Origin of the sequence: Yersinia pekkanenii (assembly GCF_001152565.1) — a bacterium.
Classification (GTDB): Bacteria; Pseudomonadota; Gammaproteobacteria; order Enterobacterales; family Enterobacteriaceae; genus Yersinia; species Yersinia pekkanenii.
This window is the reverse complement of record NZ_CQAZ01000040.1, coordinates 20,644-43,357: the sequence shown is the minus strand read 5'-3', so window position 1 is coordinate 43,357 and position 22,714 is coordinate 20,644. Positions and strand designations below refer to the sequence as shown.

Sequence of the window (22,714 nt, the reverse complement as noted above, 5' to 3'; positions counted from 1 at the left end):
ACGTCGGGCAAGAGACCAGATAGCAAAGGCCAGATTGTTTTCTGCTTTACCATCAGAGAGACAAAAGCCTCTTCCCCAGCATAATGCGTTGAGGCAGATGGCTAAAATACCCTCTGTTTTACCACTCCCGGTCGTGGCCATCAGTTGAATATGACGAAGGGCATCATCCAGGTTTAACCAAAGTTCATGGGCTAATTGCTTGCCCCTGGCATAACCCAGACAAAGGATCCCCTCTGCCTTCCCATAATGGCGAGTTCGGGTAACAAACCGAAATACCCCCCCAATCCCTTTATAGCCTTTAAACCCCTCCCGCTCGGTGGTGATATCAATTCCACCCACATCCGTTGGCATGCGAAGCGGCATCCTAAAAGGCCGGTCACCGAATATGATAAGCAATATCGCCGTACCCGGTAATGTGACCAACAATGTTGCTTGCCAAAAACAAGCCGCAATCAACGCCATTAATAATGTGATTTGTATACCGATAGGGGAGAGAATTGAGTCAGCAAAGTTGGCATCGAGGACTGGGCGATTAACTCGGCGTGCATCAACTGAAGATTGACGTTTATCCATGGGTTATCTCGCTTATTTTCCGGCATTCATGAAGGAGTCCAGCGTGTCATCATTTTGCAACGCGCTAAAGGGCACAGGACGACCATCATCGGCAACAAGCTGCGGTGTTCCCCGGAACCCATAACTGCTGAAAGCATTATCGTTGACCGCCAATGCTTTTTCGCCAATGTCACATCGGGTTAATACGGGCGCTTTACCCGTGATCTCTAGCATCCCGGCAGCATCATCAAACAGATTTTTCCAATGCTTGCTGCGAAACTCTGGTGCCGCACATAGCACGGGGATCACTTGGGCCGCTGTTTTTTGTTTGCCTAACAGGGTCACAGGGAAAATGACAATGTTGTAGCGTTGACCAATCGCTTCGAGAGCCGGTTCAATTTCCCGGCAGTGTGGACATAATGGATCGGAAAAAACGTACAGAGTGCGGGGATGGCCAGAGGTCAGAGAAACGGTAAATATCTGCCGTTCTGTCGCATTACGTAAGTTTTTAGCTAAGGTATCTAATGCGTCTTGTGTCGTTTTCTGTTGGACCAGTGATGCCACTGGGGGCCGTGATTTACTGATTTCACTTTTAGCCGGTGCATTCTGTACCGTTGGTGTTGCTTCTACCTTAATGGGCTGTGTTTCAGCGGTTTTTGGTGCAATTGGGGAGCCAAAAAAGTGCGGAGATCCATATGTGACAGTAATGGCCAGTGCGGCGACAACGGCAAGAGAAATAAGCGTCTTGATGGTTTTACGTTTTCTATAGTGTTTTTCCAACGTGTTATTCAATGTATTCAAAAGGTAATGAACCTCTAACTCCTCCCCCGTATTCTTGAACATAAGGGTGTCATTAGTGAACGATTGGCGAACAAAAAGACTGTCATCTTTGATGTAAAACTGGCTTCTTACGCGAATATCAAGAGTGAAAAGGGCAGGGCCATTCTGATTGTCAGACTGGACAATCAGAAGTGAACCGGTAATGCGGGCAAAGTATTGTTTGATTTTCATTATAGGGATCTCTGTCAGAATTTTGATTTAGGTCGTTTAAGTGAAAAAGGTGCGCGGGTGGGTTCTGGTTGTGCGTTATTGGGGGGAGATTTAGGCACTTCACCTCTGGGACTGGGGTGCGGTGGCGTCCATTCAATCTCTTCGCTATTCCCTTCATCATCAGGGTCATCGTCAAAGGTAAAATCATCTTCTTCAATGGGTACCCGGTCATCAATGATTGCACCGACAGTCATCAAGTCGAGCTCCAGTCCTTCCACGGCATAGGTCACAACCGGCTTGGGTATACGTTCGTTATGCACTGCAGCCTCACGTTCCCATTGCGCCATCGTGACGATGCCGGCACCTTCAACAAACGGTTTAGGTCGGTCGGAGGAGCACAAGGCATACCACAGGCTACGGTCGAGGCCTTTTAACCACCGAAAGCGGGCGTTAGGAAGGTGCAGATCATTGGCATGGAGGGCTGCGATAGCCGTTCGGGCATAGCAATGTTGTTTGAGCCATGTTTGGGCGGCCTGATTGGACGATATTTTTTTGAATGCGGTGCTGGCGGCAGATAATACGGGGTAACCAATTTTACCTTTGTCTCGCCGACTTTTGATGAGGCAAGAACGGTTCAGTGTGTCGAGTAGTTTTTCTGCTGTTTTGCGGTCGTTAAGAAAGAATTGCAGACCAAAAACGGCAAATAACGCCCGTTCATAAGAGTTCAAATCCTCCATTTTCAGATTCGATATTCGGAGACCTAACTGACGAGTGAATACCTTGGTGGTCAAGTCATGGTCAAGACGCCGGTCGATAACTAATTTATGACGCTGAGCAAACTCTGAGGGGTCCAGTGCACTACGATGTTCCGCTGGGTCAACATTGAGCAACTGTGACTTTTTATCGCCATAGCACAATGCCGGAATAATGGCGGGGGAAAATCGGGCCATTATCCAGGGGAGCGTATGGATATTTATTTCCCGGCGAGTTTTGTTTACCGGGTGAGTCACGGTGGCGTAAATACCCATAATGGCCAGCGGTACCAGGAACAGCAACAGTATCCCCGCAGTCCTGTTCATCACATCGATCCACTGCATTAATGTGATGTTATCTGCGCTGTTTGCAGTTGCGGCCAGCAGGTTAATACGTTCGGCAACAAAAGTGTGAATACGGGGGTAGTCACAAAACATCCACAGGTAATATAAAAGGGTACAACTCCAGTAAACGATATTTTCAAGGAAAATCCAGAAAACGACTGCTACGCCAATAAAGGCACTTAATAATAAAAACCAGTCATTTTCAGGCGTGACATTATGGCGTTTATCCACGCAGAACCTCTGTCAGAAATGAATAATGAAAAACCCGGGGTCTGGAAGACGCCGGGTTAGGGGGAGTTACATTGGAAGGATTACAGCAAGATCACGCCAGAAGAAAATCAGCAGGCTAACATTTTAAACCCCATTTCATTCGCCAGTCGCTCGGTGTTGTGTTTCACATAGCCTGGGAAATTATAAGGATAGTTGTATTGCTGGTTTCTCATGACACAGATTTTCTCGTACAGTAACCAGGCTTTACTATTCTGAATATCAATGAAAGGCATTTCTGTCGAGTTAATATAAAGTCGTAACTGATTATTGGCCCGTAACTCACATTGTCGCCAGTTGCTGATATTAAACCCCAGAATGTCGACTTCTTTATTATTCAATAACCGAACGTAAAGCATTGTTCCTCGTTTAGTATCGATGCCGAAATAAGCACTGGAATGAATCTCACGGATTTCATTCTCTGGCGTTGGGTCATAGCTCTCATCACTTTTAATGGTTGAGAGGATAGAGGTCAGTCGGCGGCGTTTGTTGAAGTATCGAATGATATACCAGCCAATAGGGATAATTAATGCTGACCAAGATAAGGCTGCATATAATAAATCTCTATTTCTATTAGGTGAGTATATATCACTAGCCATCCAAGTGGAAAAAGAAGCGATAAAAAGAAATATTGGTATGCCAGCAATTATATAAAACATAATACTAACGCCCAATATTGTTTCTTTTTTTGTAGTGTGTCTTGCCATAATTAACCCTCCAAATTGATCTTTCTATTATAGCTGAAAGTCGCTGGTGTTTGTAGGTAAATTAAACAATTAAACTGATTATTTAACACCATTATCGTTATTTCCCTCGCCTGCTGAAGCGACTATTTTCTTGGCATTAGGTGTTCTGCCTGAACCACTGCCAAACCCGGCAAACATATTTTTGACGGAGTCTGCCATACCATTCAACATGCTGGCCCCTTCACGACCACCCAACCAGGATATAACGTAATCGGGCATGGTGACTTGCAAACTAAAGGCTCTGGATACCAAGGTTGTACAAATACGGGCATAAATCATTAGAATGCCGACAATACTGACCAAACCGGTTATCGAGTCGGCTTGAACATTGGCAATGGCTGATGCCAATAGCAAATTAAGCAAGGTACCGATGGCGACAATAACCAGGCTGGCGAAGAAGAACCCGAATACCATTAACATCGGTCGTAGCATTACATCAATCAGGAATATATAGCCATATGCGGAACGACTGCCTTTATCTTCCTCACTACCCAGATGGGTGGCAGACCATAAAGAACCCGACATTGCACCCACAATGACCCCAACAACCCAGTTGGTTGCGGCACTTATCCAATAGATAAAGGGAATGAAAGGCAGATAAATAGAGAGGCTAAAACCAATACTGAAAAGAATGAATAACAAAAAATAAACTACAGGACTTATTGCATCTAAAATACCTTCAGCAATATCACCAGCACCTGAAAGACCATTAACAACTTTAGCCCCAATTGCTCCAACATTATTACCCTTAGACCAATAGAGTAATGCTTTTGCACCAGTGTATACGGTGAATACTGTTTGAGCACCTACTAATGTGTAATCACCTATAGCTTTCATTTTCAATAATGGATTAACTTGATCACTTGAATCATTATTTGAACCGAAATTTATATTGGCAATTTTATTAATAAGGTCTTGCCCCCAGGAGTTAGTCATACTAACTAGTACTGCTGATGAGTCCGTCGCATTACTGACAAGTTGAGTATCTTTACTCTTTTGGGTACCCAATGGCGCTGAGTAGGTATTATTTTGTAATTGGGCCCTGTAGGCCATAGCCAACTGGTTATAGAGTGAACCCGCACCTATTTCACCCAACCCGGATATGCCGGAGACCGTTGGGCTCATTGTTACCACGGCATTGGTTTTACTGTTTGCGGTGGCAAAGGTTTGATACCAACTTCCCAGCGCTAACCAACCGTATTGCTTTAGTTGCTGTGCTACCAGGTCCTGTAGTGATGATTCATTGTCCATCGCCTGCGCTGCCTGGCTAACGGTTTCCTCGTATTGGCGAGCGGCTTCCTGGACTTCGCTTTCTACATCAGCAATATTTCCTTCCCCACTTCGTTGCTTCTGCCTAAACTCACTGACAAAATTGTAGGCGGATTGTGAGAGCCGATTTTGCATCTGATTTAATGCATTCTTCTGTGCGGCGATAAGGGGTTCTACGTTTACCGGCACATCAAAAAGGGGGATCCAACTGCTACTTTTTTGTGTCACAGGCAGGCGAGCTGAACCACATTGCGCACTGCCGTTACTAATTTCGTACCCATCATTCAGCGAATTTATACTCATCAGCTTTGTGCCGGCGTCGCCACTTTCGCTGTACATGGTATGAAGTTCATCATTGATGCCATACATACACAGATTCATTTCAAATATTGCTCGCGAGGCGCTAAGCGTCTGAGGGGCAATCGGCTGCATAACCAGTGACTTCCCGCCTTGTAGCATATCCGCCGCCCTGTCTGTTAGCATATTGGCGGACCCCACGCCCATTATCGATGCTGCCCATAACACGACCAATTGTGAAATAGACCAACCCGAAGGCGTCGGTACCAGCGTAATAAAACCGGCCAGTGTGGTGACCGGGAACATCATGGTGCGCCCGGAGGAAAATACCTGTCCCTGATTGCCCGCGCGAACTGTTTGGCGAAGAGTGACAGATAGGAACCAGAACATAGCGATTGTGGCGATAATGCTGTTGAGCACAAAAAAGAGTTCACCAATCATGCTGGTATTGGTGGGGCTGAGAGGGTTATTGACCACATCGCCAAAAATCATCACAAGTGCCTGACGGGATAAGTCACCACTGCGCTTTGCTGCACTGGAAATGGAATCAAAATCCACGCCATCAGCAGCACTCCCCGAAAGAGAATAAAGTCCGAGTACAATGAGGCTGAATATACGCGTTATAACTTTCATATCTAGCGTTGCTTTTATCCAGGCAGTCTCAGTCAGAAAACAGCGAAACTCACCACCCTCGGCATTAGATACTCGTTGTTCACGCAGTTGCCAGCGTCGGTACTCGCATATTAATACCTGTGTAAATCCTCTCGCAGAAACCGACAGCAACGCCATAAAAAAAACACTGACTTTGAGCCAAATGATGAGAGGAAGTTGGGAGATGTTAATCAGCAATAGGGCCATCAGGGCCAGCACCAACATCACCGGAGCAAACAAAACAAAACGCCATATCCTTTTTTGCGTTAAAAATCGCTTGTCCAATTGAGCTGGCGTTTGACCGCTAGCCTTGACGGCTTCTTCCCAGTTCAGTGACGGTAGAGCGGCTTCCTGATCCTTCTTTCCCTGATGAATATGCCGTATTCGGTCAGCCATCGATATCCAGGGGCGAGCGGTAATCTGGGCGATTTTTAGCGTTTCGGCTATCGGGATAGCTATATTCAGTGCGCCAGTCAGCCAGCCGGTCTTTTGGGCTAACTTTTTGCTTTCATCGAGAGGGAGAAGAAGATTGGCGGCCTGGTAGGTACGTTTCATTGCGCGTTGTTTTGGTGTGACAGGTGTTTCTTTATCCATTACGGCTTACCCCTGCGCTAACCTGCTGTAATTTCTGTTGTAATAGCGGGCGGAATTCCTGTGCGCCAGCGATACCCAATTGTTGGCCAGAAAGGATATTGCCTTCCTGAAGCTGTTGTTTAATCCCCAGTAATAACCAGTTTTGCAGGTTCTGAACCTTGATGGATTCACGCATCAGGTTATCGTCCTCCATGTCTTGCAGGTCCGTCAGGTAGTCGGTATTGGCGTACCGACGTCCAACTTCAAAGGACTCAAACTCCCGCTCAGACATGGAGTGGGTCCTCCGAGCTTCAGGAGAGGCGTTCTGGTCGAAATAGGCAGCGGCTGATGGTGTCAATAAGGCTTCTTTCAATACTTCTTTGGTCTGAGGATTGGGCTGGCTGGCCGCAATCATGGCCAACTGCGGTTGCGCAGCAGCGGACTGGATCCCCTGATGTTGGTTCATGATGCCGATATATTGTTGGCCAGAGGCGGTCTTAACCTCACCTTTGCTGAGCTGTTGGCCTGCAGAACGCTGTGAGGTATTTTTCATGTACATCATGGCGGCATCCGTTTGTTCTTGAGTGAATGTCATGTCGGGTGCCTTATCGGGTTTACCGGCACCGTAGAGAATTGACCGGATATCAGTATCCCCCCCCGGTAAATCAGAGACCTGTTGACACAATGCTGTCCCCCCGTAAGCTGCAAAATCTGAGGCGCTACAGTAGTTGGCGTGGATAGACGCTGACCGGAACTGCTCTTGTTCAAGCGGAACGGCCGGGGCGCTGACCGCTGTTTGAATAGCCTTGTTTGCTATCCCACTTCCCCCGGCTAATTGCCCTTCCATCGAGCGGGAGCCGGCGGTCACTTGCGTTGCCATCCCTGAGGCTGAGTCACTGCAAATACTGTCAGGAACGGAATAGCTACGCCGAGCGGTCTCCAGTCGCTCGGTTTTACGGGCAAACGTCTCATAATCACGCTGAGTTTTTGCGGTTTCCTCAATCATTGCCGCCAGTTTGTCACTGTTAGTATTGATGGCGGTCCCGATTTGAAACTGAGTGGCCGCGATATCCGCCAGGGTGGTATTGATGGCCATCAGTTGTGGTCCAATGACTGTTTCTACGGGGATGCTACTGGTAATTTCGACTGGCATGGCATAAGCCGCACCGGTGCTACACAGCGAGAATGCTGTGGCGATCAGTGTTTTTTTCATGGGGTTCCTTACAAACGAAAGCCGCGTGAGGCAATAAGTTCGTCAGCCAGTCGGCGAATGATATTGGCGTGGTCGTTTTCCCCAGCCTGCTTTTGCCTCAGCTCAATGAGTTTTTCAGCACTGCCGGTAGGAAAGTTTTCTGCCAGGATTTCGCGAGCAGTACGGCCATCGAGCTGTTCATACATCAGGTTACGAAGTGCGCTGTCTTTAGGCGTTGAGTTAAGCGCCCAGAGTTCGCGGGGACCGACGGTGTTTTTGAGGATTTGGGCAATACGGCCCACTTTGGTTTTAAATACCGCCAGAAAGCTGGTACCACTGCCATCCGCTGCAGCGCCTTTACTGCTGTTCATAAAACGCCGGATGGTGGCTGGAGGGACCTGAAAATGCTCTGTTAGGATCTTTGCGTCTTCCGGGCGAATACGCATTAGGTAAAGTGAGTTTGCGGATTTCAATAAGTTTTCGGGGAAATCAGACAAGTATTGCGATGACAAAACGGTACGAATTGCAAACTTACGTTGTTCACGGTCCTGTGTTTCCAGTGCACTGAAAATGAAAGGTACTTTCTGAGCATTGTGCAGCTCGTCATAACCTTTGGTTTTGAGCTCCTGGTCCAGTTGCTCAATCCTCGCCAAATGGAAATCTTTGTAGTGCGGGTTAATTTTACTGATCAGTTCATCAGCGTATTGCGGCAGAATGTAATCTCCCGATGCCACCTGACCGGCAAACAAGTACATAATACCGGTTCGCAGATGGCCCTCATCGGAGTCATCCCCCATCACGTTGTTGAGGTCAATGGCCACGACCCGGGTATTCGGGTTTAAAGCAAACTGAGTGCGGCCTGATAGCATGCGGTACTCTGTCCCCGCTTGGGTTAAGCAGCGGGATATGTACTCCAGCAACGGTTCTTGTGAACCATCGCGATTAACCTTCCCGAAAGCACTGCGCACATCGTCATGATTGAGCCAAATTTGCAGGTCTGAGAGTTCGGGAACGGCCTGGTATTGTGCTTTCATCGCCTCAGCAATAAACCCCTTTTCAAACAGCATGTCGCGTACTTCATACCAGGAAAATTCTTCCCATTCATGGTTTGAGTGTAGTGAGCGTAATCCGCTGCTGACGAGTGCAGTATCTACGCTTGGTACCCAAGATGGGGCATATCGAATAGGGCTCTTTTCGGCATTATTCCGGTAGGCTTCATCGATAACCCGCCCGAGGATCTGACGAGTATCCTTGGGATTGGGCGGATTTCCCTTGCTGGGGTCAATACACAGCGCATAGAGAATGTTTATTAACCAGGCACGCTCAGGTATCAAAGGATAACGAGCACCCAGTTGGATATCGAACGGATTACGGCAATAATGGGCATCATTTTGCAATACGATACCGACTGCTTCATCCTGGCGTTCTGGTGGAAGGCATTCACGGATCATCCGTATCAGCCCTTGTGCGCCGTAACCTTTATCTATCACACTGAGGAATGGCAGGTGTGTTTGACCGTTAGTGATGACCACTTCGTTTAGTACGTTGATTAATACAGACTTACCGGAACCCGGTTCACCGGCTGCGATTTCAGTGTGTTTCTCTTGCAATGAACTCCCCAGTCGGACGGGAAATAATTTACCGTCCAATGTCAACCAAACGACATTGGCGTCGTTAGTCCAGGGGGTGGCAGGACGTTGCAGCGGTAGCATTGCCAGTGCAGCGGACAACGGAGGGAACAGCAAGTTGGCCCCTCCTGCAGTAGCCGCACCTACAATTGAATTTACCCAAGCCCGTAAAGGATCACCAAACGTCCGTGTGACCTCGCACACTCCCCATGACTGAAAGGCTTTCTGCAACATGGTGATGTTGCGCTTCACATCGGATTCGGTTTCTGCCCAGGTACTGGCGGAAATGGTCATCACACAGGTCGGGTCATTCTCATTGTTTTTGGCCAGCCATTCTACGGACTCATAGATAGGGCGAAGAGAGGAAATAACGGCCAAAAAACCGAGCGCGGTCCGTTTTTTCCCCAAGATCTCTTGCCCGCCAGGCATCAGGTCAAAACGTACTCTGAAGGGGACTTTACGGTTCACTTTATTAAACAGTTGGGTAAACGTCTCCGGCTTTTGTGGCCCAAGAGTGACCGCTAAACTGGTGTGCCACATGCCATCGATTTCAACCAGATTGCCCTGAGTGTTCGTTTCCTGAGAAAACAATTGATAATTCAGGTGGGGAGCTAGCAGGCCGGAGAAGTCGTCCCCTTTTGGGCTCCCATGGGGGAACAGCACATCACCGGGTAAAAATGGACGCCAGTCAGATGCCGTGCCATTACGGTCAACTTCTTCCCGGATACTGAACCCGACTTCATGTGCGTCCATCAGGCGTAACAACACGCCCTGACCATCAGTAGAAAAGTCACTTTGTATCTTACTGACCAGGGCATCGTGTCTCATTTTCAGGCCTTCGAGTCGATACAACTCTGGATTCTGGCCATAACGTGCAACGGGAGCCCCTTCAAGCTGTTTGTTCAGTCGCTTTTGGTCGCTCTTTAATTCGGCTCCCGGGAGAGAAATCAATCCGGTATAGACAACCAGGAAGGCCCGTTCGCGAGCGGCGTAGGGCGTCAGTTTGTCGATTTTCTCTTGGATGATGTCGTCAATATCGATACCCAACCGACGTATAGCCCGGAATTGTGGTGCAAACAGGCGGTTTAACTCTTCGCGTGCTTTACCTGGATCTCGCTCAAAGACAAAACTGAGTTTATGGCCCAATGTTTTGAACTCACTGGCAAGTGAGGTATGAAGGCGTGATATGTAGTGATTGAAAGAATAGGTGTTCTCTTTTTTTTCTGTTTCCGTGAGGGCATTCTGTTCGTCAAACTCACAAAATGCGCCCTGAATTTCATACACGCTGGCGTAATCACCGGGGTGAGTGACAAAAATATATGGGGCTTGCAGTTCGGGTCGTAGAGCCCGATCTTCATCCGTTAAACCGAGGGTGGTCCGCAGGTCGCAATAGGCCGTAAAGTCACGGCCTAGCGTGTAGCGAGACGTGTTGGCAATGGCCGATTCAACCGCATTCAGGATTTTTTCAACGATCATATTATTTGTCCTTTGCCAGATGCTTTTGGTACAAAACGGTCCAACTGGCGGTGTCTGATTCAGGTTTACTGCCAGCAAAGATGCCCTTGCCTGTGAGTTTTTTGGGATTAAGTATGAGGGCCAGATGACGCCAGCGAGCTTGTAACTCGGGGCGTTGATCCTTATCTACCTGCAACAAGGCTTCTCCAAACTCACCGGGATGGGATGTTCCCCAAAAACGTTCGACTTCTTTTTTATGGGTTCCCAGCCAGTTGATGACGGCTTTTGCCTCTTCCTGATAGACAGCGTCACCCGATTGCAGTGCATGAACAGCGGCTCGCTGAAGATGGTTTACATCTTCTGGCCGCAACTCAGGTAAATAAACGACATGCCCGGCATCTGCATCCAGCCCCCCGATGTTCTGCCAGGCTTCACAAAGGGGGTCGACAACACTCAGATTGTTGGTGCTGTGATTGAGTGGATTGTTATCGACAAAGAACAAACGGTTATTTTTTGAGGTATAACCGCAGAATTCACAGTGGTGGTGACTGTTTTCTTGTGCCTGCCTGCGCAGTGAGGACGAGATTTTTTTAATCGGCTCCTGTCCCCAGGTTTGCTGCAAAATAGAAAAAACGAGCATAAGTCTCCCAGACAATTGTTGGTTTAGGTGACGTTGTAACAATGAGCGGTGAGCTTATTGAGGCGGGGTGTCAGTGCTGATAGGTTTATTGGATAAACAGATGGTGGTTCTCACACTGACTGGCGGTTTCTTTCGGATTAGCCAGTACAGGATTTTAGCTATCAATACAGCCATCACGATCAGGGTGTAAAACAACACAAAGGCCTTCGATATCGATTGTGCTACCGTCGATATTGGGGTGGCCTGTTCGGTACATTCTTCAGGGGTAAAGGTAACTTTTGGCGGTCCTTCTGGCGCTGGCATTGTTTGGCGATTTAGGGTCATGACATAGCCGGGAGGGGCATCTTTAAACACTTCAGATTGACTGAGCATAAGATTTTCCGTCAAGGGTGTCAGACCGCCAGAATGCAAAATTCCCATGATAAGAAAGGTGGCCACAATCCCTGCAGGGATGATGACTAAACAAACAAAAGCCTGGGTTATAGAAAGCCAGGCTATCGCTAAAAAACGCATGGTTAGGACTCCAGATTAATCATCTAAAACCCCGCACTGATTTGTACGGGGCATTTATCATCAGCCGACACTGACCGGCTGGAGACCGGCCTGGCTTTGGCCACGCTTAATGAACTGGTCCAGAGCGATAAGGATGCAACCAATGCCAATTGAAATGGCAATGTGAGAGCCTTTGACATGCGGGTCATTCTTTTTACGGGCCCATAAAGGGGTATTGCGCACATTTCCCCGACAAGCGCCACGAAAGAGGAAATATATAATTAAAATCAGGTAGTTAATGGTTTTTTTTTCACTGCCCGCGGATAAGTGAGGGAAAAACCGCAAAAAATGTATAAAAAATCGATTATAAGACACTGATGTACATTAAATTCCGTTTAACGATTTAAAAGACGCTATTTTAGGCATAGTTTTCTGTGTCTGAAATGTTTTGATATTTCAGACAGTTAGCTATTTCACTTATATTCACATTCTTCAAATCGTTGGACGGACGGGAGAAGCATTGATTCATAGAGTGCTTTTATACTGTTAACTATATGATAAATATATTTTTTTACGCCCTATGTGGCGTAGATCGGGGAAATGTGCACGGAACCCCATAAAGCAATCCCGACGAGTACACACCCTATACCGGCCACCTGAGCCGCCTTCATCAGTCCGGGCTTAACGCTATAGATACCGTCAGTCATGCTATTGATCATGCCCGCAATATCATCATCAGCGGTCGCTGCCTGGGCGGTACATAACGTCACAATAAACATCAAACCCTGAACCATTTTGCGGCCTGTGCGCTCAGCGGCCAGACAGAGGCGAGTACAGATAAACAATGAAATGTGGTTAAGAACGTGCATAAAAACTCCTGATTTAAGAAAAATAAACATGAAAAAAAATAACGGCGATGCGTAGGATTTTTGTTAAATCCTGATGTTACGCACGGGGAAAGTGGTCAGAATGAACTGCGTGTTAAGAGGCGAGTTGTGTTAACCCCGTATTACCAGGCGATTTTAACGGTATTCTGAAGTGCAGAAAGGAAGTAGGGATTACAGAGAAGTAAGATCCCTATCAATGCTTTGACGACGCCAGTAGAAACATCTTCACCTGCACTTAGCCCTGTATGGCCATCTATCAGCGAACGTTTGATCCGCTGTACCCCTTGATAGAAGTAAATTACCCCCACGACTTGTAACAGCGTTAATACGGCGTTGATCGCCTCAGCTGCTGCCCCGTATTTTGCGGTGGATGCATAGGTAATCGCATCAAAAGTGACATCACCGAATCCCAGTTGGTGTGCGGTCGCGTTCATCATCTGTTTGAGTGCAATGAGCCCACCGCACAAAATAAGGAATGCCACAATCTTGCCCAGACTGGTATCCGAGCCGGTCATGTGGTTTTTGGGGCGAGTAACACGAACCAGGTACAAGATAGCGCTGACTATCCCCATGATCAGGGCTAACGCCATGATGAACTTGATGCCGGATTGCGTGAGATTATTGGCCAGATTGACCAACATCTGTATCAGGTCATTATTCATACTGCCCCTCTCAGCGGATAATGCCGGCAGAGGTCTCAATCTGGCGCTTATCCGAATCAATCCTTTTGATCAGCACGTTACCCAGAGTATCGCCCTCACGAACGGCATAGGTACTGCCTTGATGAGAAACCCACGCCATCCCTTGCCATAAGGTATTGATGCTGTAGCCCGATGTGCTGACCCGGGGTGTGCTCCGTGCCACACTTTTGGTTACTGTGGGAGTGGATGTTACGCTGGCTTTTGCCTGTGTGGCAGGCTGGGAACGAACACTTTCCAGTCGAATAGCCATATCGCCGAGTTGTTGCTCCAAGACTTTAACCTGCTTATCTGACGCATCCAGTCGGTCGGAGATTGCCTGTATGGCCTCGCGGTTCTCTTCAGCATAAACACGACGGGATTCAAGAACCGCTGCCATGTCTTTTTTAAAGCTGGTCAATGGGTCAGAAAATACAGAACTGCTGCGAACAGGCATGTCGGGTGAGGTATTGCTCTGGTAGGCTGATGACCACTCCGTTTGGTTCACCGGCTCCGGTAACGATTTTCTTTCTACAAACTGAGGCGCGGCTCCAGTGTCCTGACTTTGAGGCCAGACAATGTAAATTCCCCCTAATAGAATGAAAATGGCCAATCCGATGCATTCTACTTTTCCCAGACCAAACCAGCGCTTAGGGGGCGTTTCCTCCAACACCACGGAAGCTGCCTCGTCGTCTGAATCGGGGGCATCATTGTAAAGCGTGTCATCGTTTTCCCCATTATCGGGATGTATCTCGGGGGCATTGAGATCAAAGATATCCGGTTTTTCCTGCTTCATTGTGTGGGTCCTTCTGATTAACGATTGTCATAGCGCGGGGTGTACGGGCTCGGTGTTCTATTCAAGGTTGTTGGCTGCGCTGTTACTGGGGGCGGCTGGGATGTGAGTTGGTGTGGTTGTGCCTGGGTTTGTTGCTGAATTTTTTGTTGGCCACTTTTGCTGCGAATATTATCACTCTGATAAACTCCGCCAATAAACTGGATAGCAATAACCTGATTGGGCTCAACAGTGGCTTGTTTTACCGGTAAACGGGCGGCATCACTGGCCATTACCTGGCCTGCCTGACTTCCGATCCCGCCTACAATCGTACCGGCAACCGCTGAACCATTGGGAGTACCGGTGCTGGTTTGAATAACCCCCCCTTGAGGGGTAATGATGTTTTGTGAATTAGCCTGCTCATAAAGCTGACCCGTGCGGCCAATCCCCATCGCCAGCGCGGGTAAAATAATGCGTGAAAAATAGCGATTATTGACGTTACTGGCGACCGAGGATTGAAGTGTTTCATCGCTCAACGCATAGGCGTCGACCGTGTAGGTTTCGCCACCCCAGGCCATCCGGGTGAAGTGAATATTCACGCCGTCTCCCGCCAACTGAACGCTACTGGCATGCAACATTGCGCCTGCATATGGCCCGGCTGGGATGCGGGCGATAACTTGTGATCCCGGGTTATCGGAGTCGACAGCTGTTTCAATTACTCCCGGCGTTCGGGTATAAGGCGGTATCAGCTGGATATCAGGCATATTACTGTCATCGAAGGATTGCCGGGAGGGTGTGGGTGATGACAGGCTTGAGGTCCACTGTGAAAATGCCCCCGTTTGCTCCTGACCAGCAGCCCCCCCATTGCCTCCTGTCGCTGATGCCAGTTGAAACCCCACTGGGGACCAGTGTGAGTTCAACTCCTTTAGCAGTGCGTCGATGGCTTTCTTGCGGTTCTCACTGAAGGGGGGAGCTTGTTGCTGTGCTTGTGCCGCGCCAGCCGTCGTTGCCGGTGGCGTTTGATTCAGTATGACCGATTGCGGGGTGGTCAGTGTTTTGGTCCCAGCCCCTTCAGAGCCTTGACGGATTTGAGCAACAAAACTCTTCCCCTCCTGACGGGCTTTTGCTGCTTTTTCTGTGTTGTATTTCTCCAGTAATTCCCGATATTCCGGGCTTTCTGTTATTGTGCGCCCCGCATTGGTTGCTACTTTATTTATGTCATAAACAGACCGGGCTACGGGAGGGGAGTTTAACCAGCTGTAACCCAGATAAATCACACATAACGCGGTGATAACGCCGATACCGATGATCGCAACAGATTTACGCGTATCACTGGCAGCCTCTTTTTCAATGATCATTGTTTACTCCAAATGGATGGTCAAAGACTCAGTGCGGCCCATGACAGAGAAGCTGACATAGGGTGTTAAGGGGAGTTTCCAGAGATAAGTGCCATCAATAGAGGATTGAGTCTCCTCAAACTCATCACGGATCTCACTCCGGGAACGGATATAAAGGTCATCACCCAATTGCCAGACGGTGGTTTCTGCCACATTGCCGTTAGTTTTCAGTCGCTTAGCGTCTTTAGGGGGAATGCCGTCTAAAAATGACTGTAATACGGTGTTGTAGAGACCAATTTTTGTCTCAGGTTGTGCCATGGCTTTAGCATCAGGTCCCCGCATTGGAATGCGCAGGTCCAGACGACTGTCCATAATCTGTGATGTTGATTTGTCATCGGGTTCACCACTGGCCAGATTCACCACGACCGGCACCGACAAACCTTCCAAGTAAACAGTGACATTGCCGGTGTCATATCGGCGCATTGCCTGCACAGTCATGATGGCGCTCCCGGCGATGTACTCCACTTGAAAACCGGCACTGTTAGAATTGTAAGGTGGCGCACCCAATTTCCAGGGGGCACCGGTACTGTCGGAGAAAGTGACACTGCTGCTCTGATTCATGGCGGTTCGCAGAATAGGAATACTGGATCCGGGAGACAGATTTACGGTTAGTGAACTGATGCGCGGGACTGCCACTGTGGGCTGATAAGCTCGGCCACGACTGGCATTATCAGCTGATCGGCTGAGCTGTTTTATTTCCTCACCCGTGAGAGGTGTCGCCTGATCTTGTGCATAACTGAGCGCCGCTGAGGGTGCAGGCAACGGTGATTTTGCCTGTGGTTCTTGATGTTCAGTGTGTTCCTCTATGGGCTCTGGCGCGGTAATGGCGGGCGCGATGGCGGTTGGTGCAGTTGGCTTATGTGCTGAGGTGGCAGGTTGCCAGCCCCCAGGATTATCAGCGGCAAAGGACTGACCTGCAGACAAGCAGGCGAGTAAGCAAATGTGGAGAGTTTTCATGGTTTATATCCCATTATTGAGGTTCTAACGTCACCAGTTGAGTGACCTCTAAACCGTCAGGTTTATCCGTGACGTCAGCACGTTGGATAAATACTGAGAAGATGAATCGCTGTGCCGGAAGTGAGTTGGTTTGCCCCTCCAGCCTCAGGGACACGGGGTACTGAATTTCCCAGGCATAGACCCCATTATCGAGTAGCCCTTTGGTCCTTACGACGCCGGGTTCAACCGAGGGCGACAGGTTCATTTTCTTACCGGTTATTGAGCTCAGTACGTTGGACGCGGTTAATGCGTTGTAGTAGCTGATATACCCTTCTCTTGAGAATCGGTCAGAGACGGCGTTCATTTGTTGCTTGTAATGGACAAAATCGAGTGTGAATGCTTTGCGGATGGTTGCCGCACCAAATTCAGTGACTTCATCCTGGCTATACGCGGGTTGGTCTGTCGGGAAAATTTCCACAACCCTTCCATTTACCGTGGCGAAGTATTTAACCGGAGGATGTGCCACCTTCCAGCTCAGCCCGAGGATAACGATTAGTGAGATCAATAGAGCAGCACTTAACATGATATTCAGTTTCAGGGCGCTACGGGCAACACTGGCACCCAGTTGATTTTGTTGATGTAACAGGAATGCGGCTTGATAAGGTGCAGGCACACTGTTGCCCGCACCGGCAGGGCCGGGACGTTTTTTCATTATCAATGACCTCGGACAGGAGACTTCCGGCTAAGAACGTGCGGCCGTAGTTAGTTGAGATTGAAGGGCGAACTGCTATTGGTCGTCGGGACGGCGCTGCGTGAAACCGGAACGGAGGTTGTGGGGATAGAGTAGTCTGACACACTCAAATCCCCCCAAGGGTCAATATTGCTGGGGATATAGTCAGAAATTTTGTCGCGGGCAGCGGCACAAATCTTGTCTTTTATCCCATTCAAAATATCGGCCAAATTAGGGAACGTCGGCATGGTTATTGACGTACTGATATCCCCGAGACATTGCTGGAGTGCATCAGTTGCCTGATCCTCTCGTTCTGACCAGGCATCAGCGGCTTTCTTTGCTCGGTCATATCCCGACTGACTGCCCACTTGAGCGGCGCTGTAAGCGCGACAAGTTGCGGCTTGACTGGACATAGTGGCTGTCAGCAACAGAGCACAGAGCAGTAAATTGCACGATTTTTTCATGAGTACCTTTACATTCCCGGTCGAGGGGCATTGTCGGGTCTGGCTAGCGGTTTATTTTCTGCTTTTACGATGGCGTCAGATACTGGCGCTACTGGGGTAAACTGTTTCGTAAAACCCAGTTTTTTATGCAATACCGCCTCCATTTTTTCGGGGCTATCCAGCTTGGCGACCACTTTTTCGTTGTCACCGCTCAGGCGAAAAACAAAGGTGTCATACGCGACTACAGCCCCGCGAACCTGGTTGACTGCATTACCATGACCGATTGGCCTTAAGCCATCGGGTTCAACAATATTGAGTGTCAAATAGCGTGAGCCATTTTCCCGTGTACAAAGCTGGCCAAGAACATGCTGATACTCTCCTTTATGCAAAACAATACCTTGCAGGTAGTCTCCGTGCGCTTTTACCAACTGTAAGGACAACTGGCCATCAGGCAGATGCCCTGTCATGACAGGCGTTCCACTGTCTTGGCTGGCTATCGGCAGTTTTGCTGTCTGTGGATTGCCATGCTGGGCCGCACCACGGCCGTCGGGTTGTAACCAGAGCAGGGCTGAATGGTTAGTGAGTGGGGGTAATGTTATTCCACTGGCTGCGATAACAGTTTGTTGAACCTGTTGGAATGACGCCATGTCATAGGCCAATAATGACGCCGGAGGAAATGCTTGCTGACGGTCGGGTACCAGAAGGCGATTATCAATGGCAGACTTCACTTCCCACTGGTTGCGCATGGCGTCAATTTTCTCCCAACGAAGTATCTTTCCCGTCTCGTCCTTCACCGGGGAGTTTACGGTAACAGGCTGTTGGCCAAGACAACGTAACGAAATGATATCGCCGATATTCATGCCACTGTCGGCTAATGCCCCGTTAAGTTCCTTGCCCCAAATGACTTTTTCACCGTCAGCAGTCCGCATTTTTACGTGGTAACTCATGCTGTTGGTATCATCAAAATCGTAAGGTGCCTCGCCATGCGCCAGCAATTTACCGGTTAACCCTGTCGTTTCAGGTTGAGCCGCGTCTTGCTGAGGTCGCTGTTGAGATTGAGGTGTGCCGGTAGCGTGCACTGTCGGTGCCTGAGTGCCAGGTACCGCTGACGCTGAAGGTTTTGTCTGATTAGCTGGTGTCAAAACAATCCCGTCAACAGATGGCGTTGATACGGGCGTATCATTACGCTGTTGTGCCAGTAATTTACGCGCTTCATCCAACATCAATTGTTGTATTGGATTTTTAAGCACCAGTTCAAGATTGTGTTCGGCAATCAAATTTATGGCGCGTTGTTTAAACTCGTCGCTGCCGGTGAGCTCAATTTTGCCATGATAATGTTGTCTGGCGACGAGGAGGGCGGCCAAGACCAACGTAACATTCTGGCTGGCTTCGGGAGTCGCCATGGTGATGTGATTGCCATGATCGACAAAAGCCCGTACCCCTTCATGAAAATAGACAACAGTATTGCCTTCGTACTCATGGGTGACATTTTGAAGCAAGGCATCGAGGTCAACCGGTATTGCTCGTCGAGGTTGGTCATCTTCAGCACTGTCTACTGGGTCTATATGAATGCTGTTATCAACTGATTTATATTGAGGTTGTTCACTGCTGGCCATCTCTTCTTGATGTGATTCGTCTTCTGGCAGGGTGTCATTAACATTAAGCATTGAGGCGAATGAGGCTGGCTCAGCGCGGGGATCATCTGGCGTAGAAGGTTTGGCGTGTTCGGTATCAGTTTTCTGACTGAGAGTTTCACGCAGTGACTCTTCGAGAGCAATGCTTGGCTCTTCAAAACCCGCACTTGTAGTGTAGCTATCTGAACTCATCCAGTAGTTACGAAGTCCAATGCTTTCTTTGCTGAGTAGATTAATTTCCTGATACAGGCTGGCAACATCCAGCGAATCAGATTTGTTAATTAACTCATTGAAATTTGAGGTAAGCTCTTCAAATTCCTTTTTAAAGCCTGCTGTAGATTTGTCATCATGTGGTATCGATGGGGTTGGCGAAATATCTGTCTGCGTCATGCCTGCTTCTGGTATGGCCTCCGCTGATCCTGCCGGAACAACGGTTAGCTCTGGCTGGCTGGCGGTTTTAGCGAGAACGTCCCCTGTATCCTCGAAATGTTGTGTGGCATCTGTTGCGTGAGTTTCTGCATCAAGTGGCTGTGAGCTCGCTATTTCTGGTTCATTTTCAGTGTAAATCGGTGCTATTTCTGCATCAGCAGGTGCCGATACAGCTTCTGTCGGTTCGCTACTGTTCTGCACGATAACGTGATTTTCATTTTCCGGGTATGGTGAAAAAGACTCCTGCTGCATATAAGCCGCATATTCTGCGATATCAGCGGGTTCTGGTCGTTGCTCTACAGGATCGTCCTGTCTGAGGTGGGTATCTGGCATGGGATGTTCCTCTGTGAAGGTCTGACGCCAGTCAGGAAGTAAAGGGTCAAGGACCGGAGACAGCTGATCGCGTACGGCATCAATTCCCCGGGATGAATGAATATCGTTGAAATCGCTGAATGAACCGGTGCCGGCGAATGCCTGTGTGCGTTCGCTTTCAGTAAATTGCGGGATGATATAAGTGCCATCAATAGCTGCTGCGGCTTCCCGAGCTTTATTGAGTCCTTTATTATCGGTTTTCGTAAAGTCATCTTCGCCAAGGATGATGTGGGCCGTATCGGGATAAAGTGCTTTAAGGTTTCGTGACACCGTCACCATGTTGCCTGCATCGACCGTCATCACAACCGGAATGCCGGTGGCCTGATGCAGGCTTGCCGCAGTGGCATATCCTTCGGCATAGAGAATGGGACGTTGTGGACTGAGTTCACCGCCAACGACGAAAAAATTACCGGTCTTCTCGGCATCCTTCTTCAGGTTTTTGGTACCGTCAGGCTTGATATACTGCAGCGTGCGAAGTTCGCCGGCGGTATTGCGCAGTGGAATGACCAGATTGTCATAGATATCCAGTCTGACACCGCTAGCAGCCGACACACCTTTACGTGAAAGGTAAGCGTGAGTATCCGGTGCAGGAGGCATTTTCGACCATTGGCGAGTCAACGTTTTCGCTATCCGCGTATAGTCTGTCCGAGCTTTCAACTCGCGAACCCAACGCTTCTGGGCCGCCAGTGCCCGCTGCTTCATAGACTCAGCTGGGTCATACTCATAACTACCGGTGGACGTCCAGTTCACCTTTCCTTCGCTTGCGCGGTGATTCTGGTACCAGCCAGCAGGACGGCCGTCCATGTAACCCTGATACACGCCGGATTTATTATCATCTTTATCACCCTCGGTTTGTACCCGGCGGCGCTTTCCGTCCATTTCTGGTAACTCGTTGGCTGGGAAAATAAACCCGGCGTCTTTTAACACCTCGGCAAATTCTTCCGCCGGTGTCATGTTTTCCGCGACGGTGTGTGTGTGTCCTGTGACCGTGTTTTCCGGCAGCCAGGGCTTAACTTTCTCAAGGTCCGCTTCTTCCTTCGCAAACCAGAGTTTTTGTGACCTGTCGTATTCAAGGGGATAGCCCCCATCCGGAAGCCGGCCCGCTGCACGCAGCGCGTCCTTCTTGTTATTCGGCATGATGGTGAGATAGGTGCGATTTTTCATTATTACCTCCTGAGCAGGCAGCCGTTCTGGATGCGCAAGCCTGAATGAGTGAAAGGGGATTAATGCGTGGTTAACCGACTATTGGACGACAACTGGCTGACCTGTTTGCGTATGGCCAGTTCCTGCGAAACATCGGTGAAATTATCGATTAGATGGGTCAATGGTAGGCAGACAGCCCGCGTCAAATTAATATGACTGCGTCTTGCCCGAGCTTCCCACCAAAATCGCTGATAACGAAAACTGGCCCCAGGCAGCGTAAACAGATACGTCTCGATCGCCTGCCGGGCTGCTACAGACAGTTTTTTATCTTCCAACGTGGTGAGTAAGGTATGGAATGGGGTGCGCTGATAGCAGGTTTCTGCTGAGGCATCTGCGCCATAATGTTCTTGCTGATGTGCCAGTGAATAAAGAACCGCATGGCTGAGTTTTTGCGCGTGCCGTTGAAATCGTATGGATTCGTCTCTGAATACAATGGTGATGTATCTGGCCATGTAACAGATATTTTCGTCGTTCAGTTGCAAGGGCATATATATTCCGTATAAGGAAAAGCCTCATGCTCTGTCTTTGAGGCTTTATCATGATTCAACGGGGTGTGAACAGAAGCAGTTTCATCTCAGGATGGGCGAATCGAGGGTCAATTTTAAAATTGTAGCTTTTTAGTATATTAATCATGACTTCAGAGCGGTTATAACAACGAGCATAAATATTAAGGCCTTCACTACCCAATAACTTAAGCACCTGACCTGTCATTTCCTTCCCTGAGCCTTTCCCTCTGTGCTTTTCAGCTATGGCAGCAAGCCACAATTCAATGCATTCATCTGATGCATTGACAGAGATGATCGTGAAACCAACGGGTTCATTTTCTCGGGTGAATATCAGAGCAGTGGCCCGTTCATCATTATAGATTCGTTTCCCATATTTGATGATTCTCTTCAGTTCACGTTTAAAACCAAATCTTTTCAGAAAGGATGAATATATATCGTGATTAAAATGGCGATGCTGGGCCTCCTGAATAAAAAGTTTATAGATGAATTTAAAGTCTTTTAAAGTCGCGACTCTTAACATGTTTCCTCTTGTCTAACAGTCTGAATTTTTCTCAGCTTATTATTAGACAGAGATAAACTGTTTGAGCAAGACAATGTTTTCATTCAAAAAACTTGCGATACCACCATGGGCGACCCGTAATGGGGTTGCCGCGCATCAAATGGATAACTCGCTGGGTTAGAACCGTAAGTGTGTAGCCAAAATACGCGAGGATCTTGAAGACGATGATGATGGCGGTGCAGATATACAGCGTCATTAATGACGGCCAACGGAACCAGGCGAAGTAAATCGTTAATAACAACGCCGGAATACCGTAAATGGTCAATGGCCGTGATGCATCCCGCCAGAGCGAGACTTTCATAGGCTCTCCTTATGTGAGG

Annotated in this window: 20 protein-coding genes and 1 pseudogene; all 21 read right to left on the bottom strand. The window is 48.5% G+C overall.

Annotation, left to right across the window (positions count from 1 at the left end; genetic code table 11):
- Nucleotides 1-573: pseudogene (locus AEP37_RS17685) on the bottom strand (F-type conjugative transfer protein TrbC); the annotation flags it as partial.
- A 12-nt stretch (nucleotides 574-585) separates the two neighbouring features.
- Nucleotides 586-1,563: a thioredoxin domain-containing protein gene (locus AEP37_RS17680; RefSeq protein ID WP_012606355.1), complete on the bottom strand. Its 978-nt coding sequence runs from the start codon at nucleotides 1,561-1,563 to the stop codon at nucleotides 586-588.
- A 14-nt stretch (nucleotides 1,564-1,577) separates the two neighbouring features.
- Complete coding sequence (locus tag AEP37_RS17675) at nucleotides 1,578-2,870, bottom strand: secretion/conjugation apparatus DotM-related subunit (protein WP_012606354.1); 1,293 nt, start codon at nucleotides 2,868-2,870, stop codon at nucleotides 1,578-1,580.
- 107 nt (nucleotides 2,871-2,977) lie between these two features.
- Nucleotides 2,978-3,613 (bottom strand): plasmid IncI1-type surface exclusion protein ExcA, encoded by a 636-nt coding sequence (gene excA, locus AEP37_RS17670; protein ID WP_012606353.1) that lies wholly within the window; start codon nucleotides 3,611-3,613, stop codon nucleotides 2,978-2,980.
- Nucleotides 3,614-3,691: 78 nt separating this feature from the next.
- Nucleotides 3,692-6,463, bottom strand: a complete 2,772-nt coding sequence (traX, locus tag AEP37_RS17665; RefSeq protein ID WP_156168653.1) for a conjugal transfer protein TraX — start codon at nucleotides 6,461-6,463, stop codon at nucleotides 3,692-3,694.
- On the bottom strand, nucleotides 6,456-7,655 hold the full coding sequence (gene traW / locus AEP37_RS17660) for a conjugal transfer protein TraW (RefSeq protein WP_012606351.1): 1,200 nt from the start codon (nucleotides 7,653-7,655) through the stop codon (nucleotides 6,456-6,458). Before traW ends, traX begins: the two co-directional genes overlap by 8 nt.
- A gap of 8 nt (nucleotides 7,656-7,663) precedes the next feature.
- Nucleotides 7,664-10,738, bottom strand: coding sequence for a TraU protein (locus tag AEP37_RS17655; RefSeq protein WP_012606350.1), 3,075 nt, complete (start codon nucleotides 10,736-10,738; stop codon nucleotides 7,664-7,666).
- 1 nt (nucleotide 10,739) lies between these two features.
- Entirely contained in the window at nucleotides 10,740-11,357 is a 618-nt protein-coding gene (locus AEP37_RS17650; protein WP_012606349.1) for a hypothetical protein, read from the bottom strand.
- Nucleotides 11,358-11,411: 54 nt separating this feature from the next.
- On the bottom strand, nucleotides 11,412-11,870 hold the full coding sequence (locus AEP37_RS17645; RefSeq protein WP_012606348.1) for a hypothetical protein: 459 nt from the start codon (nucleotides 11,868-11,870) through the stop codon (nucleotides 11,412-11,414).
- A 60-nt stretch (nucleotides 11,871-11,930) separates the two neighbouring features.
- Nucleotides 11,931-12,092: a DUF6750 family protein gene (locus AEP37_RS27755; RefSeq protein WP_209435167.1), complete on the bottom strand. Its 162-nt coding sequence runs from the start codon at nucleotides 12,090-12,092 to the stop codon at nucleotides 11,931-11,933.
- Between the two features lie 335 nt (nucleotides 12,093-12,427).
- Nucleotides 12,428-12,718, bottom strand: a complete 291-nt coding sequence (locus tag AEP37_RS17635) for a DUF6750 family protein (RefSeq protein WP_049614577.1) — start codon at nucleotides 12,716-12,718, stop codon at nucleotides 12,428-12,430.
- 140 nt (nucleotides 12,719-12,858) lie between these two features.
- The gene (traQ, locus tag AEP37_RS17630; protein WP_012606346.1) at nucleotides 12,859-13,398 is read right to left on the bottom strand and encodes a conjugal transfer protein TraQ; all 540 of its coding nucleotides are present in this window, start codon (nucleotides 13,396-13,398) and stop codon (nucleotides 12,859-12,861) included.
- Between the two features lie 10 nt (nucleotides 13,399-13,408).
- On the bottom strand, nucleotides 13,409-14,209 hold the full coding sequence (traP, locus tag AEP37_RS17625; protein WP_012606345.1) for a conjugal transfer protein TraP: 801 nt from the start codon (nucleotides 14,207-14,209) through the stop codon (nucleotides 13,409-13,411).
- Between the two features lie 17 nt (nucleotides 14,210-14,226).
- Complete coding sequence (gene traO / locus AEP37_RS17620; protein ID WP_012606344.1) at nucleotides 14,227-15,543, bottom strand: conjugal transfer protein TraO; 1,317 nt, start codon at nucleotides 15,541-15,543, stop codon at nucleotides 14,227-14,229.
- A gap of 3 nt (nucleotides 15,544-15,546) precedes the next feature.
- The gene (locus AEP37_RS17615; RefSeq protein WP_012606343.1) at nucleotides 15,547-16,539 is read right to left on the bottom strand and encodes a DotH/IcmK family type IV secretion protein; all 993 of its coding nucleotides are present in this window, start codon (nucleotides 16,537-16,539) and stop codon (nucleotides 15,547-15,549) included.
- Nucleotides 16,540-16,552: 13 nt separating this feature from the next.
- Nucleotides 16,553-17,230, bottom strand: coding sequence for a DotI/IcmL/TraM family protein (locus tag AEP37_RS17610; RefSeq protein WP_049614576.1), 678 nt, complete (start codon nucleotides 17,228-17,230; stop codon nucleotides 16,553-16,555).
- 50 nt (nucleotides 17,231-17,280) lie between these two features.
- The gene (locus AEP37_RS17605; RefSeq protein ID WP_012606341.1) at nucleotides 17,281-17,712 is read right to left on the bottom strand and encodes a hypothetical protein; all 432 of its coding nucleotides are present in this window, start codon (nucleotides 17,710-17,712) and stop codon (nucleotides 17,281-17,283) included.
- Nucleotides 17,713-17,720: 8 nt separating this feature from the next.
- A complete protein-coding gene (locus AEP37_RS17600; RefSeq protein ID WP_049614575.1) occupies nucleotides 17,721-21,290 on the bottom strand; it encodes an LPD7 domain-containing protein in 3,570 nt (1,189 codons plus the stop codon).
- Between the two features lie 59 nt (nucleotides 21,291-21,349).
- On the bottom strand, nucleotides 21,350-21,817 hold the full coding sequence (locus AEP37_RS17595; protein WP_049614574.1) for a hypothetical protein: 468 nt from the start codon (nucleotides 21,815-21,817) through the stop codon (nucleotides 21,350-21,352).
- A gap of 55 nt (nucleotides 21,818-21,872) precedes the next feature.
- Nucleotides 21,873-22,355, bottom strand: coding sequence for a GNAT family N-acetyltransferase (locus AEP37_RS17590; protein ID WP_012606433.1), 483 nt, complete (start codon nucleotides 22,353-22,355; stop codon nucleotides 21,873-21,875).
- 79 nt (nucleotides 22,356-22,434) lie between these two features.
- Complete coding sequence (gene icmT / locus AEP37_RS17585) at nucleotides 22,435-22,695, bottom strand: IcmT/TraK family protein (protein ID WP_012606432.1); 261 nt, start codon at nucleotides 22,693-22,695, stop codon at nucleotides 22,435-22,437.
- Nucleotides 22,696-22,714 lie beyond the last annotated feature (19 nt).

Bases quoted from the DNA above. Each gene is read 5' to 3' on its own strand.
- AEP37_RS17680 (WP_012606355.1), bottom strand. From the start codon at position 1,563: ATGAAAATCAAACAATACTTTGCCCGCATTACCGGTTCACTTCTGATT.
- excA (WP_012606353.1), bottom strand. From the start codon at position 3,613: ATGGCAAGACACACTACAAAAAAAGAAACAATATTGGGCGTTAGTATT.
- traX (WP_156168653.1), bottom strand. From the start codon at position 6,463: ATGGATAAAGAAACACCTGTCACACCAAAACAACGCGCAATGAAACGT.
- traW (WP_012606351.1), bottom strand. From the start codon at position 7,655: ATGAAAAAAACACTGATCGCCACAGCATTCTCGCTGTGTAGCACCGGT.
- AEP37_RS17655 (WP_012606350.1), bottom strand. From the start codon at position 10,738: ATGATCGTTGAAAAAATCCTGAATGCGGTTGAATCGGCCATTGCCAAC.
- AEP37_RS17650 (WP_012606349.1), bottom strand. From the start codon at position 11,357: ATGCTCGTTTTTTCTATTTTGCAGCAAACCTGGGGACAGGAGCCGATT.
- AEP37_RS17645 (WP_012606348.1), bottom strand. From the start codon at position 11,870: ATGCGTTTTTTAGCGATAGCCTGGCTTTCTATAACCCAGGCTTTTGTT.
- AEP37_RS17635 (WP_049614577.1), bottom strand. From the start codon at position 12,718: ATGCACGTTCTTAACCACATTTCATTGTTTATCTGTACTCGCCTCTGT.
- traQ (WP_012606346.1), bottom strand. From the start codon at position 13,398: ATGAATAATGACCTGATACAGATGTTGGTCAATCTGGCCAATAATCTC.
- traP (WP_012606345.1), bottom strand. From the start codon at position 14,209: ATGAAGCAGGAAAAACCGGATATCTTTGATCTCAATGCCCCCGAGATA.
- traO (WP_012606344.1), bottom strand. From the start codon at position 15,543: ATGATCATTGAAAAAGAGGCTGCCAGTGATACGCGTAAATCTGTTGCG.
- AEP37_RS17615 (WP_012606343.1), bottom strand. From the start codon at position 16,539: ATGAAAACTCTCCACATTTGCTTACTCGCCTGCTTGTCTGCAGGTCAG.
- AEP37_RS17610 (WP_049614576.1), bottom strand. From the start codon at position 17,230: ATGAAAAAACGTCCCGGCCCTGCCGGTGCGGGCAACAGTGTGCCTGCA.
- AEP37_RS17605 (WP_012606341.1), bottom strand. From the start codon at position 17,712: ATGAAAAAATCGTGCAATTTACTGCTCTGTGCTCTGTTGCTGACAGCC.
- AEP37_RS17600 (WP_049614575.1), bottom strand. From the start codon at position 21,290: ATGAAAAATCGCACCTATCTCACCATCATGCCGAATAACAAGAAGGAC.
- AEP37_RS17595 (WP_049614574.1), bottom strand. From the start codon at position 21,817: ATGCCCTTGCAACTGAACGACGAAAATATCTGTTACATGGCCAGATAC.
- AEP37_RS17590 (WP_012606433.1), bottom strand. From the start codon at position 22,355: ATGTTAAGAGTCGCGACTTTAAAAGACTTTAAATTCATCTATAAACTT.
- icmT (WP_012606432.1), bottom strand. From the start codon at position 22,695: ATGAAAGTCTCGCTCTGGCGGGATGCATCACGGCCATTGACCATTTAC.